Here is a 12,278-nt window from a genome sequence, read left to right as displayed (position 1 = left end):
TAGATTCGGCGGGTGGCCTCGCGCCATATGCCTAAAGACACAATGACGGGCTGACCTACATCGCAGAGAAAAGGGCATGCGCATGGGGACCATCTGGGCGCCGCTCGCCAAGGCGATCGCCGCCACCGGCACGGACAGGCATGTCGACTGCCTGATCGACCTGATCGGCGCGGATATCGAGCACGACCTCGTCACCGTGACACGCTATTCGGCGACGCAGACACCTGAATTCGTCAAGCACAGGCGCTTTTCGGACGAGATGGTGCAGCGCTACCTCGCCAGTTACTACGTCTTCGACCCGTTCTATGCGTCGTGGCGGCGCGAGCGAAGGCTCGGCATCATGCCGCTGAAACGGCTTGCCGACGACGCGGCCAAGCGCGGTCAGTACATTGCCGGCTTCCTGGCGCAGTCGGAAATCTGCGACGAGGTCGGCATCATGCTGGCCGATGGCGGCGACTGGTGCCTCGGCATTTTCCTCGACCGCTCGGCCACCGTATTCAAGGACAGCGAGATCGCCCTGCTGGACGAGCGGCTGCCGGTGTTCGAGGCGTTGCATGCGCTCGACATCAAGGCGCGCGGAACCGAGTTCTCCCGCACCTCGGCGCCGACCGGCCCCGGTGCCTCGCCCCGGCAGGAGCCGACCATCCCGGCAAGCCTGTGGCCGGAGCTGTCGCTGCGCGAGCGGGAACTGGTCCAGCTGATCCTGGCCGGCCACCCGACTGCGAACATCGCCGAGCGCCTCGGCATCACCGTCGGCACCGTGAAGAACCATCGCCGCCGCATCTACGAAAAACTCGACATCACCACCGAGCGGGAACTGTTCCTGCAGTTCTTCCAGCACCAGGTGGACCGATGAGGCGGCTGCGCCCATTCGCAGGAACATTCCCTGCGTCGGCGGATACAGCTACAATTCTACGTGACGGGGGCAACGAAGGGAGCGCTGCACGCGTATGATTGCCAACGCCCGAATCGACGAGAACGCAAGAAAGATATGGGAAAGCCATGACACCGAGTGACAGGTCGGCATGCGCGACAACCTGCCAGGGGCTCGCCATTGCCATGCGAGCGGCGAAGGCTACGGCCATCAGGGTGGAGTGTGCATCGTTTGCTTAGGGCCGAACCCGCAGCGCTGTCCGATGACGAGCTTCTGGATCGCTACCAGCGTGCGGCCTTCGACTATTTCCTGGAGAATGTGAACGCGGAGAACGGGCTGGTCGCCGATACGTCGCGGCCGAATTCGCCGGCCAGCATCGCCGTCGTCGGTTTCGCCCTGTCCTGCTATCCGATCGGCGTCGAGCGAGGCTGGATGACACGCGAGGCGGCGGTGAAGCTGACCCTTGCGGCACTGCGCTTCTTCTCGACCTCCACGCAAGGCAATGGCGACGACGTCACCGGCCACAAAGGCTTCTACTACCACTTCCTCGACATGCGGACCGGCCGGCGCGTCTGGCGCTGCGAACTGTCGATGGTGGATACCGCATTGCTGATCGCCGGGGTGCTGGTGGCGGGCGCCTATTTCTCCGGTGACGATGACGAGGAAGCCGAAATCCGCCGGCTGGCCGAAGCACTCTATCGGCGTGTCGACTGGCGATGGGCGCAAGGCAGCAGTCCAACCTTGCGGCAGGGCTGGAAGCCGAAGAGCGGCTTTCTCCACTATGGCTGGGAGGGCTACAACGAAGCGACGATCCTCTATGTGCTGTCGATGGCCTCGCCCGACAGCCCGACTTCCGGCGACAGCTACGAAGGTTGGACCGCGACCTACCAGTGGGAAAACATCTACGGCTACGACGTGCTCTATGGCGGACCGCTGTTCATGCACCAGTTCTCGCATGCCTGGATCGATTTCGCCGGCATACGCGACGCTTTCATGCGCGAGAAGAATTCGGACTATTTCGAAAACAGCCGCCGCTCGACCTACCTCCACCGCGACTATGCGCGGCACAACCCCTATGGCTATGGGGGTTACGACGAGAACCTATGGGGACTTTCGGCAGGCGACGGGCCGGGCGGCTTTCGCACCAGCGTGGAGCGACAGCGTCGCCGGTTTTCCGGCTATGCCGCGCGTGGCGCTCCGTTCGGGCCGGATGACGGGACGATCGCCCCATGGTCCTACCCGGCGTCACTGCCTTTCGCGCCGGAGATCTGCCTGGCGGCGTTGCGCCATCTCGGGGATCGCTACCCTGAGGTGGTCGACAATTTCCGGCTGCCGAGCGGCTTCAACCCGACACTGGCGAACCGGCGAAAATTCGGCCGCAACGGTTGGGTGTCGGAAGGCCACTACGGTCTGGACCAGGGCGTTGTGGTGATGATGATCGAGAACCACCGCTCGCGCCTGGTCTGGAAACTGATGCGGTCCAACCAGCACATCCGTCGAGGCTTGCGCAAGGCGGGCTTCACGGGTGGATGGCTGTCGAGGGATGACGGCGATGGCGCGTGACCGGACTGCCGCCTTCCCTGTCGACCGCAATGACATCGAGCTGATCCAGTACGCCCATCCACCGCACTGGAAGAACCCGGAGCCGGACGGTCCCTACAACCTCGTCGTCATCGGCGCCGGGCCGGCCGGGCTGACCGCCGCCCGCGACGCGGCTGGCCTCGGCGCAAAGGTCGCGCTGATCGAACGCAACCTGATTGGCGGCGCCTGCGTCAATGTCGGTTGCATCCCGTCCAAGTCGGTCATCCGCACGGCCAGGCTCTATGCCGATATGCGCGATGCCGAAAGTTTTGGCGGCGACACGCCGGAGCGTCTTCACGTCGACTTCCAGCGGGCCATGCGGCGCATGCGGCAAATCCGGCAGCGGATAAGCCGCGCCGATTCGGCCGCGACCATCGCCTCGGAAGGCATCGATGTCTTTTTCGGCGAAGCGCGGTTTGCCGGACCGGACGCGGTCATCGTCGCCGGCAAGACGCTGCGTTTCAAGAAGGCGCTGATCGCGACAGGCGCCTGTGCGAGCCTGCCGACGATTCCGGGGCTGGCCGAAGCCGGTTATCTCAGCAACGAGACCGTGTTCAACCTCACAGCCTGCCCGCCACGGCTTCTGGTCATCGGCGGCGGACCGCTCGGTTGCGAGGCGGCGCAGGCTTTCTGCCTGCTGGGTGCGAAAGTCATCTTGGCCCAGCGGGACCCGATGTTCCTGCCCGGCGAAGAACGCGACGCCGCCCAGGTCCTTTCGGATGCGCTGGCGCGCGAAGGGGTCGAGGTTCGCCTCAACACCGAGGTCGTAGCGGTGCGGACGGCAGGCGGCAAGAAGCTCGCCGACCTGCTGCGCGACGACGACACGACGACAATTTCCGTCGACGAGATCATCACCGGCATCGGCCGTTCGCCCAATGTCGACGGCCTCGACCTGGAAAACGCCGGGGTGGCATACGATGCCGACGGCATCCAGGTAGACGATTATCTCAGGACCACAAATCCGCGCGTCTATGCGGCGGGCGATGTCTGCCTCGACTACAAATTCACCCACATCGCGGAGGCAACGGCCCGCATCGTCGTGCAGAACGCCCTGTTCCTCGGGCGCAAGAGGGTGAGCCAGTTGGTCGTGCCGTGGTGCACCTATACCGATCCGGAAATTGCCCATGTCGGCCTCTATCCGGCACAGGCGCGCCAGGATGGCATCCCGGTCAAGACCTATACGGTGCTGATGCACGACGTCGCGCGTGCGGTCATGGACGGCGAGGAGGAGGGCTTTGTCAAAATCCACGTCAAGGAAGGGTCGGATCGCATCCTGGGCGCCACGGTCGTCGCCAGCCATGCCGGCGAGATGATCAATGCGGTGTCGCTCGCCATAAAATCCGGTATGGGACTGCACGCGCTGGCCGACGTCATCCATCCCTTCCCGACGCAGGCACAAGGCATAAAGATGGCCGGGGACGCCTACCGGCGAACCCGGTTCACCTCACTGTGGAAGCGGTTGTCGGCGCGCTGGCTGGCGTGGTCCAGGCGCTGACCCTTGCGGGCCGTCGGCATCAAGCTTGCACCGGACATCCCAGAGGATCATGCGCTTGACGAAAGCGCCGTTCAGCTAAACAAGTCGAACCCCTTTTTGTGATTGCGGAACCGTCTGGAATGCCGTCTGGAACAGAGCCTTGGAGCGCCGAACGGCGTGTGCTGGTTGTGTCGCACGATCCGGCCTTTCCGCCGAAGTCCGGCACGGATCTGCGCAACCACCGCAATGCCGTGGCGGCAGCGGCGTTCGGACCCGTCTGCCTGGCATCGGTGCGGCCGCAGGCTGTGGAAGCCGTCGATCCGCCGATCCGCATCGAGGCCCTGTCGATCGACGGCGAAGCTCGCACCGGTTCGATCGGCTGGTGGCGCATACGGGCAGAACATCGCATTTCGCGCTCTGCCCTGACGCGGCTCGAGACACTCGTTCGAGACTTCCGCCCGGACACAATTGTGGTCGAGAGCGTCGGCCTGTACAAGCTGCTGCAGCCTTTGAGACCCCTGACGAAAAAGCTCATCCTCGACATGCACAATGTCGAGTCCGACCTGGCGGGGCAATTGCATCGGGCCGAAAAGGTGCGATCCGCCGCGGCCAGGCTTGCCACGGCCATTGCCATCAGGCGCCTCGAAGGAAAGGCGCTTTCCCTCGTCGACAGGGTCTGGGTCTGCTCGAACGAGGACCGCGAAAGGCTGATGACCCTTTTCCCGCACAGAGTGCCGGTCGATATCGTTCCGAACGGAATTCCCCACGCTAGCGATATCCCCGAAACGCTGCCCGCCGAGGCTGCGGCCGACAATGGCTTTCCGGTGATCCTGTTCGTCGGCCATCTCGACTATCCGCCAAATGTCGATGCCGCCAAGAGATTAGCCGGCATCATATTTCCTCGCATCCAGGCGGCTTTTCCGGCGGCGACGCTGGTTATTGCCGGGCGTAGGCCGAAGCCTGCGGTGCGTGCGCTGGCCGGATTGCAAGGCGTGGAGCTCATCGAAGACCCCGAAACCATGGCGCCACTCCTGTCCAGGGCGCATCTCACCATCATCCCGCTTGCGGCAGGCGGCGGCACGCGCATCAAGATCCTGGAGGCGATGGCCTGGGGCGTGCCGGTGATCGCGACACCGCTGGCCGCCGAGGGGCTTGGCTTTGTCGAGAACCAGGAGTTGCTGCTGTCGGACAGCGATGAGGTGCTAGCCGAGATGGCGGTGGGACTTTGCCTGGACGCTGAACGCAGAGCAAAGCAACGCATCCGCGCGCATCAGGCGGTCTGGGCCAGGTTCGGCCCGCGAGCCATCCGCAACGCCGTTCGCGACGGGCTGGGGCTGGACGAGGTTGGTGGTGATTGAGGCGCCGAAGCATCCGCTTCAGTCGTGCAGTTCCCGCGCTATCGGCGGGCCGACCGAAAAGCCCGAGAATGTAACCTCAAAACCCTCGCGTTGCGGCGAACAGCACATCATGCCGACATCGATCGCCTTCGAGATCGGAAAATAGGCAAGCCGCACGGGCTTCCAGTAACCATCGGAAGCATCGAGATACTGGATGCGGATCGTCTCGGCATGACGGGTCAAGCGGATCCGCACACCGTGCGGGCTGGCCGGAATGGTGGCCAGCGACCAGTCCGAGGCATCGTTGGTGACGACGACGGAAAAATACATCACGCCGTCGGTGTATTCGATACCGGCCTTGATCCAGTGCGTTTCGCTCAGCCGGACCATCAACCCCGCCTGGTCGTAGAGCACCTCGTAACGCCCTTCGACCGTGACCTCGGCGGTGAAATCGCCCTCGACCTTACGGTAGAGGAAGTGGCCGTTGTCGCGCCAGAAACCGTAGAAGGTTTCGCGCCAGAAATCGGTCTCGTTGCCGGTGCGCACACGAACTGTATCGCCGTCGATGGCATGGTGCGGCGGCGGATTGAGCCAGGTCAGGTCTCGCAATGTCATCGCCGCGCGCCGGTCCGGTGTCCTTGATGTTGCCATGTCGCCGGCATGATCGGCCCGGGCGGCCGATCAGCCCGGCATGATCGGAGGTGGCTGATCAGCCTGCGAACGTATAGGCGGTCTTCACCGTGGTGTAGAATTCCATGGCATAGCGGCCCTGTTCGCGCGGGCCGTAGCTCGACCCCTTGCGCCCACCGAAGGGGACATGGAAGTCGACACCTGCCGTCGGCAGATTGACCATCACCATGCCGGCCTCCGAATTGCGCTTGAAGTGCGTGGCGTGCTTGAGGCTCGACGTGCAGATGCCCGAGGTCAGCCCGAACGGCGTGTCGTTGGCGACAGCCAACGCCTCGTCATAGTCCTTGACGCGGATGACGCTGGCGACAGGTCCGAAAATCTCCTCGCGCGAGCTGCGCATGGCATTGGTGGCTTCGGTCAGCAGGGCCGGGCTGAGATAGAAGCCGGGCGTCTTGCGGTCGAGCCGCTCGCCGCCGAAGGCAAGTTCGGCGCCTTCGGCGCGGCCGATGGCGATGTAGTCCTCGTCCTGCTTCAACTGGGTCGCGTCGACGACAGGGCCGATCTGGGTCTGCGCGTCGAGAGCGTCACCGACGATCAGTTTGCCCATACGATCCTTGAGGGCATCGACAAAACGATCATGGATAGCGTCGGTCACGATCAGTCTGGACGAGGCGGTGCAGCGCTGGCCGGTCGAGAAGAAGGCACCGTTGAGCGCGCAATCGACAGCGACCGCAAGGTCGGCATCGTCAAGCACGACCAGCGGGTTCTTGCCGCCCATTTCGAGCTGGAACTTGCGCATGTGCTCGACGCTTGCGGCGGCGACGCGCTTGCCGGTGCCGACCGAACCGGTGAAGCTGATGGCGTTGACATCGGGACTGTCGAGCATGGCCTGACCAACGACCGAGCCCTTGCCCATGACGAGATTGAGCACGCCCTTCGGCAGGCCGGCGCGATGCAGGATGTCGACGATGGACCAGGCGCTCTCGGGAACCAGCTCCGCCGGCTTGAAGACGACGGTGTTGCCATGGGCGAGCGCCGGAGCGATTTTCCAGGCCGGAATGGCGATCGGGAAATTCCACGGCGTGATGATGCCGACCACGCCGACGGCTTCCCGGGTGATCTCGACGCCGACGCCCGGCCGCACGCTTGGCACGACCTCACCGGACAGGCGCAATGTTTCGCCGGCGAAGAAATCAAATATCTGGGCGGCGCGAATGGTCTCGCCGATGCCTTCGGCCAGTGTCTTGCCTTCCTCACGCGCCAGATTACGGCCGATCTCGTCCTTGCGCGCCATGATCTCGTCCGACGCCTTTTTCAGCACTGCGTGGCGCGCCAGCGGACCGGACCGGGACCATGCCGGAAACGCGGCCTTGGCGGCAGCGATTGCCTGCCCCGCCTGCGCGGCACCCGCCGAGGCGTAGTCGCCGACGACATCGCCGGTATCCGAAGGGTTGATGTTGCGGGAGCCGGCGTCGCCGACCCATTCGCCATCGATGAGGTTCTGTCGAAACAGGGTCATGTCTTGTCTTCCTGCTGGTTGGCCGCCCGGCGGCATCTGTCTGAATTGGTATTTGCCAGACAATTGCCTTGCGGGAAAGCATGCAGTGGGCCAGCCGCCCGCGACAAAAATCCCCCGCCTGGCATCATGCCGATGGCGCGGCGGCGATAGCGCCATACGATCCCCAGTCCGGCTAACATCAATGAGGCATCATCCGGCGCAGGCCGAAGTGACCTGGACATATGTGTCCATAGCCTTGATTTGCCTGATACAGCGTGTCATGCGTCGTGCCTATGGAAGCCACCGATACGACGATCCAGCGCGCCGGCGCCACCGGAAACATCAAGGCCACTCGCGAAGACTGGCTCAAGCTGGCGCTTGAAACGTTGATCTCGGATGGTGTCGAACGCGTTCGCGTGCTGACACTTGGCCAGAAGCTCGACGTCTCGCGCTCCAGTTTCTACTGGTATTTCAAGAGCCGTCAGGACCTGCTCGACCAGTTGCTGGACTACTGGCGGCAGACCAACACCAGGTTCATCGTCGAACGCGCCAGGCGGCCCTCCGCGACCGTGATCCGCGGGGTGATGAGCATCTTCGAATGCTGGGTGGACGAAAGGCTGTTCGATCCGCAGCTCGATTTCGCGATCAGGGCATGGGCCCGGCGCTCGCCTGCCATAAGGCGTGCGCTCGACGAGGCCGACGCGGAGCGCGTCGATGCCATTCGCGACATGTTCATGCGCCATGGCTATGAGGAAGAAGACGCGTTCGTGCGCGCCCGCGTGCTGTATTTCATGCAGATCGGCTATTATTCGCTCGAGCTCAACGAGCCGATGAGCAGCCGTTTGCCTCACGTCGCCGCTTATCTGCGCAGTTTCACCGGCCGGGAGCCTTTGGCGGAGGATGTCGAGGCGTTCTCGCGCTACGTCGAGAAGACTGTTTCCGCCAAACGGTGACACAGCCATCGGTCGCCGCGCCCTGACAACGCTACTCGGGCGCGCCACCTCAATAACCAGCCCATTTGGCTCCTGCCGCGCTATCGGAACGGCTCCGTGCGTCGACGTCGCATAGGTACTAGACACATATGTACAATGCCGGTAGATTGTGCTGCTGAGAACCGGGCGGAGTGCGACAGGATGAAATCTCAATACCGGGCGATCGTCATCGGCGGCGGCGTGGTTGGGGCCTCGGTGCTCTATCACCTTGCGAAGCTCGGCTGGAGCGACGTCGCGCTGATCGAACGCGAAGTGCTGACCGCCGGATCGAGCTGGCATGCGGCCGGCGGCTTCCATGCGCTGAACGCCGATCCCAACATTGCCGCTCTGCAGGCCTACACGATCGACCTGCTTTCGGAGATCGAAAAAGAATCGGGCCAGAGCATCGGCATGCACATGACCGGCGGCATCTCGGTCGCCTCGGCGCCGGAGCGTTGGGAATGGCTCAAGGCCGCCTACCGGATCTTCCAGACCATGGGCATTGACGATGTCCATCTGGTCGGCGTCGACGAGATCCGGCAGCGCTGCCCTATCCTCAACACCGACGGCATGCTGGGCGGCCTCTATGCTGCGCGCGAGGGCCATATCGATCCCTCGGGGGTCGTCCACGCCTATGCCAAGGCGGCGAAGCGGCGCGGCGCCGACATCATCGAGCACAACCGGGTCCTGGAACTGAACCGTCGGGCCGACGGCGGTTGGGACGTTGTCACCGAGAAGGGCACGGTGATTGCCGAGCATGTCGTCAACGCCGGCGGCCTATGGGCAAAGCAGGTCGGCCGGATGGCCGGCATCGACCTTCCGGTCTCGCCGATGGAGCATCATTACCTTGTGACAGAGGCGCTGCCCGAAATCCAGGCGCTGGACAGAGAGTTGCCGCTGATCGTCGATCTCGAAGGCTTCACCTACATGCGCCAGGAGCAGAAAGGCCTGCTGCTCGGCATCTACGAGATCAACCACAAGCACTGGAACATGGACGGCGCACCGTGGGACTACGGCATCGAGCTGATCCAGGAGGACACCGATCGCATTGCCGACGAGCTGGCGCTCGGCTTCAGCCGTTACCCCTGCCTGGAGAATGCCGGCATCAAGCGCTGGGTGAACGGCGCCTTCACCTTCTCGCCTGACGGCAATCCGCTGGTCGGCCCGGTGCGTGGCGTTTCCAACTACTGGGTGGCATGCGGCGTCATGGCCGGCTTCCTGCAAGGCGGCGGCGTCGGCAAGTCGCTCGCCGAATGGATGATCCATGGCGAGCCGGAAGCCGATGTCTACGGCATGGACATCGCCCGCTACGGCGACTTCGCTTCCAACCGCGAATACATCAAGCAGACGACCGGACAGTTCTATTCTCGTCGCTTCGTCATGAGCTACCCCAATGAGCAACTGCCGGCGGGACGCCCGTTGAAGACGGCCGGCGCGCATGACGCCATGGACGCCACTGGTGCGCGCTGGGGCAATTCCTGGGGCATGGAAGTGCCGCTCTATTTCGCCCCGCAAGGGTTCGTCGAAACACCGACGCTGAAGCGCTCCAACGCCTTCGACATCGTCGCGCAGGAATGCCGCAAGGTGCGCGAAGGCGTCGGCTTGCTCGATATCACGGCCTTCTCCCGCTACGAGGTCTCAGGACCGCAAGCGAAGGCGTGGCTCGATCGGCTGCTCGCCTGCGCTCTACCCAAGCCCGGCCGCGCGAAACTCGCGCCGATGCTGGGCGAGAACGGTAAGCTCAAGGGCGACCTCACGGTCTTCAACTGGGGCAACGGCGGTTGGTGGATCATGGGGTCCTATTATCTTCGCCAATGGCACATGCGCTGGTTCGAACAGCATCTCGCCGAGGGCGTCACCGTGCGCGACATTTCGGACGCAGTCGTCGGCTTTTCGCTGGCCGGCCCCAATGCGCGGCGCCTGCTCGAACGCCTGACGCACCAGGATGTCTCGCACGAAGCCTTCGGCTTCCTCGCCTGCAAGACGCTGGATGTCGGCCTGGTGCGGGCCAAGGTCGGTCGGCTTTCGGTTATCGGCGAGCTCGGCTACGAGATCCATTGTCAGGCCAACGAGCACGCCGGGCTGCGCCGCGCGCTGCTGGCGGCAGGCAGCGACCTCGGCGTCACCGAATACGGCTTCGGCGCTGTGAACTCGCTGCGGCTCGAAAAGAGTTTTGGCATCTGGTCGCGCGAGTTCACCCAGGATTATACGCCTGATGAAACCGGCATGGACCGCTGGATCGCCTTCGACAAGGGCGATTTCATCGGGCGCGAGGCGGCTCTCAAAGAGCAGGAGGCTCCATCCCGGCGGACGCTGGTTACGCTCGAAATCGACGCGGCGGATGCCGATGCCAGCGGCTACGAGCCAGTCTGGAACAAGGGCAGGCTGGCCGGCTTCGCCACCTCCGGCGGCTACGGCCATACGGTCGGCAAGAGCCTCGCCATGGCGCTGGTCGAGCGTGAGGTGGCTGATGTCGATACGCAGTTGACAACCCACATCGTCGGCGTTGAAAGAGGTGCGCGCATCATCGCTTCGTCGCCATACGATCCACTGGGCAAAGCGATGCGGGCATGACGATCGAACCGATGGCATCCGCGCAAAAGATCATGCAATGATCCCCGCCCTATTCCGAAAATCAGCCCTGCCCGGGACGCCATGACCCGTCGCTATTCCGCTTTGTCGCTCTTCAAGGAGGGGCTGGCTGGCCAGACCGGCTGGCAGCCTGCCTGGCGCTCGCCCGAGCCGAAGCGGTCCTATGACGCGATCGTCATCGGCGGCGGCGGTCATGGGTTGGCGACGGCCTACTACCTGGCAAAGAACCATAATATCAGCCGGGTTGCAGTGCTGGAAAAGGGCTGGATCGGTGGCGGCAACACTGGCCGCAACACCACCGTGGTGCGCTCCAACTACTATTATCCGGAAAGCGTCGAGCTCTATGGGCTGGCGCACCGGCTCTACGAGGGGCTGTCCAAGGACCTGAACTACAATGTCATGCTGTCGCAGCGCGGCATGGTCAACCTCTGTCACAGCACCGCCGAAATGGAGGTCGGCGCGCGCACCGTCAACGCCATGCAGATCAACGGCATCGATGCTGAGCTGTTTTCGCCAGAGAATGTGCGCCGGGTGGCGCCGATCTACAACTTCTCAGCCGATGCGCGCTTCCCGGTTTTCGGCGGCATCTGGCAAGGCCGGGCCGGCACGGCGCGCCATGACGCGGTCGCCTGGGGTTACGCGCGGGCGGCGAACCGGCTCGGCGTCGACATCATCCAGAACTGCGAGATCACCGATTTCATCGTCGAGGGCGGCCGTTGCCGCGGCGTGCAGACGACGCGTGGCGCGATCCGTGCCGACCGTATAGGCATGGCGGTCGCCGGTCATTCCTCGGTGCTGGCGGCCAGGGCCGGCTTTCGCCTGCCGATCAACTCCTACGCACTGCAGGCGTGCGTTTCCGAGCCGGTCAAGCCTGTCCTCGACACGGTGGTGCTGTCGCCAGGCACAGGCGTCTATGTCAGCCAGTCGGACAAGGGCGAGATTGTCATCGGCGGCGGGCTCGACCGCATCCCTTCCTATGCGCAGCGCGGCAATCTGCCGACACTGGAGACAGTGATTGCCGGCCTGCTGGAGATGTTCCCGATCTTCGGCCAGTTGAAGCTGATGCGGCAATGGGCCGGGATTGTCGATGTCGTGCCGGACTCCTCGCCGATCATCGGCGAATCGCCCTTGCCCGGCCTGTTCCTCAATTGCGGCTGGGGTACGGGGGGCTTCAAGGCCATCCCCGCCGGCGGCACGCTGCTGGCGCAATTGCTGGCAACCGGCAAGCACAACGACATCAGCCGTCCGTTCGATCTGGATCGCTTCGCCAGTGGGCGGCTGATCGACGAAGCGGCCGGCTCCGGCATCGCGCATTAAGAGG

The 12,278-nt window shown here is 63.9% G+C and carries 9 protein-coding genes; 7 read left to right on the top strand and 2 right to left on the bottom strand.

Annotation, left to right across the window (positions count from 1 at the left end; all coding sequences use genetic code 11):
- Positions 1-76 precede the first annotated feature (76 nt).
- The 4 genes from AC1DZU_RS03425 to AC1DZU_RS03410 all read left to right on the top strand — a co-directional run bounded on the left by AC1DZU_RS03425 (position 77) and on the right by AC1DZU_RS03410 (position 5,287).
- A complete protein-coding gene (locus AC1DZU_RS03425) occupies positions 77-856 on the top strand; it encodes a helix-turn-helix transcriptional regulator (protein WP_477281729.1) in 780 nt (259 codons plus the stop codon).
- Between the two features lie 249 nt (positions 857-1,105).
- Positions 1,106-2,437: a glucoamylase family protein gene (locus AC1DZU_RS03420; RefSeq protein ID WP_477282218.1), complete on the top strand. Its 1,332-nt coding sequence runs from the start codon at positions 1,106-1,108 to the stop codon at positions 2,435-2,437.
- The gene (locus AC1DZU_RS03415; protein WP_477281726.1) at positions 2,427-3,950 is read left to right on the top strand and encodes a mercuric reductase; all 1,524 of its coding nucleotides are present in this window, start codon (positions 2,427-2,429) and stop codon (positions 3,948-3,950) included. The genes AC1DZU_RS03420 and AC1DZU_RS03415 overlap by 11 nt, the downstream gene beginning before the upstream one ends.
- 119 nt (positions 3,951-4,069) lie before the next feature.
- Positions 4,070-5,287, top strand: coding sequence for a glycosyltransferase family 4 protein (locus AC1DZU_RS03410; protein WP_477281724.1), 1,218 nt, complete (start codon positions 4,070-4,072; stop codon positions 5,285-5,287).
- 18 nt (positions 5,288-5,305) lie between these two features.
- On the opposite strand, the gene AC1DZU_RS03405 is transcribed toward AC1DZU_RS03410, so the two are convergent.
- Together AC1DZU_RS03405 and AC1DZU_RS03400 are read right to left on the bottom strand one after the other, a co-directional pair.
- Positions 5,306-5,881, bottom strand: coding sequence for a DUF1349 domain-containing protein (locus AC1DZU_RS03405; RefSeq protein WP_477281722.1), 576 nt, complete (start codon positions 5,879-5,881; stop codon positions 5,306-5,308).
- Positions 5,882-5,975: 94 nt separating this feature from the next.
- Positions 5,976-7,415: an aldehyde dehydrogenase family protein gene (locus tag AC1DZU_RS03400; protein ID WP_477281720.1), complete on the bottom strand. Its 1,440-nt coding sequence runs from the start codon at positions 7,413-7,415 to the stop codon at positions 5,976-5,978.
- A gap of 272 nt (positions 7,416-7,687) precedes the next feature.
- Between AC1DZU_RS03400 and AC1DZU_RS03395 the strand changes: the two genes are divergently transcribed.
- From AC1DZU_RS03395 to AC1DZU_RS03385, 3 genes are all read left to right on the top strand, one after another.
- Complete coding sequence (locus AC1DZU_RS03395) at positions 7,688-8,347, top strand: TetR/AcrR family transcriptional regulator (protein WP_477281718.1); 660 nt, start codon at positions 7,688-7,690, stop codon at positions 8,345-8,347.
- A gap of 180 nt (positions 8,348-8,527) precedes the next feature.
- Positions 8,528-10,939 (top strand): GcvT family protein, encoded by a 2,412-nt coding sequence (locus AC1DZU_RS03390; RefSeq protein ID WP_477281716.1) that lies wholly within the window; start codon positions 8,528-8,530, stop codon positions 10,937-10,939.
- An 81-nt stretch (positions 10,940-11,020) separates the two neighbouring features.
- The gene (locus AC1DZU_RS03385; protein ID WP_477281714.1) at positions 11,021-12,274 is read left to right on the top strand and encodes a sarcosine oxidase subunit beta family protein; all 1,254 of its coding nucleotides are present in this window, start codon (positions 11,021-11,023) and stop codon (positions 12,272-12,274) included.
- Positions 12,275-12,278: the final 4 nt, after the last annotated feature.

It is taken from the genome of Mesorhizobium sp. P2_A12, from assembly GCF_056405075.1.
This window is presented reverse-complemented; position numbering and strand designations above follow the sequence as displayed.

What these genes read in the sequence shown, in the direction of transcription:
- AC1DZU_RS03425 (WP_477281729.1), top strand. Translation starts at nt 77, where the DNA reads ATGCGCATGGGGACCATCTGGGCGCCGCTCGCCAAGGCGATCGCCGCC.
- AC1DZU_RS03405 (WP_477281722.1), bottom strand. Translation starts at nt 5,881, where the DNA reads ATGACATTGCGAGACCTGACCTGGCTCAATCCGCCGCCGCACCATGCC.
- AC1DZU_RS03395 (WP_477281718.1), top strand. Translation starts at nt 7,688, where the DNA reads ATGGAAGCCACCGATACGACGATCCAGCGCGCCGGCGCCACCGGAAAC.
- AC1DZU_RS03390 (WP_477281716.1), top strand. Translation starts at nt 8,528, where the DNA reads ATGAAATCTCAATACCGGGCGATCGTCATCGGCGGCGGCGTGGTTGGG.
- AC1DZU_RS03410 (WP_477281724.1), top strand. Translation starts at nt 4,070, where the DNA reads ATGCCGTCTGGAACAGAGCCTTGGAGCGCCGAACGGCGTGTGCTGGTT.
- AC1DZU_RS03385 (WP_477281714.1), top strand. Translation starts at nt 11,021, where the DNA reads ATGACCCGTCGCTATTCCGCTTTGTCGCTCTTCAAGGAGGGGCTGGCT.
- AC1DZU_RS03415 (WP_477281726.1), top strand. Translation starts at nt 2,427, where the DNA reads ATGGCGCGTGACCGGACTGCCGCCTTCCCTGTCGACCGCAATGACATC.
- AC1DZU_RS03400 (WP_477281720.1), bottom strand. Translation starts at nt 7,415, where the DNA reads ATGACCCTGTTTCGACAGAACCTCATCGATGGCGAATGGGTCGGCGAC.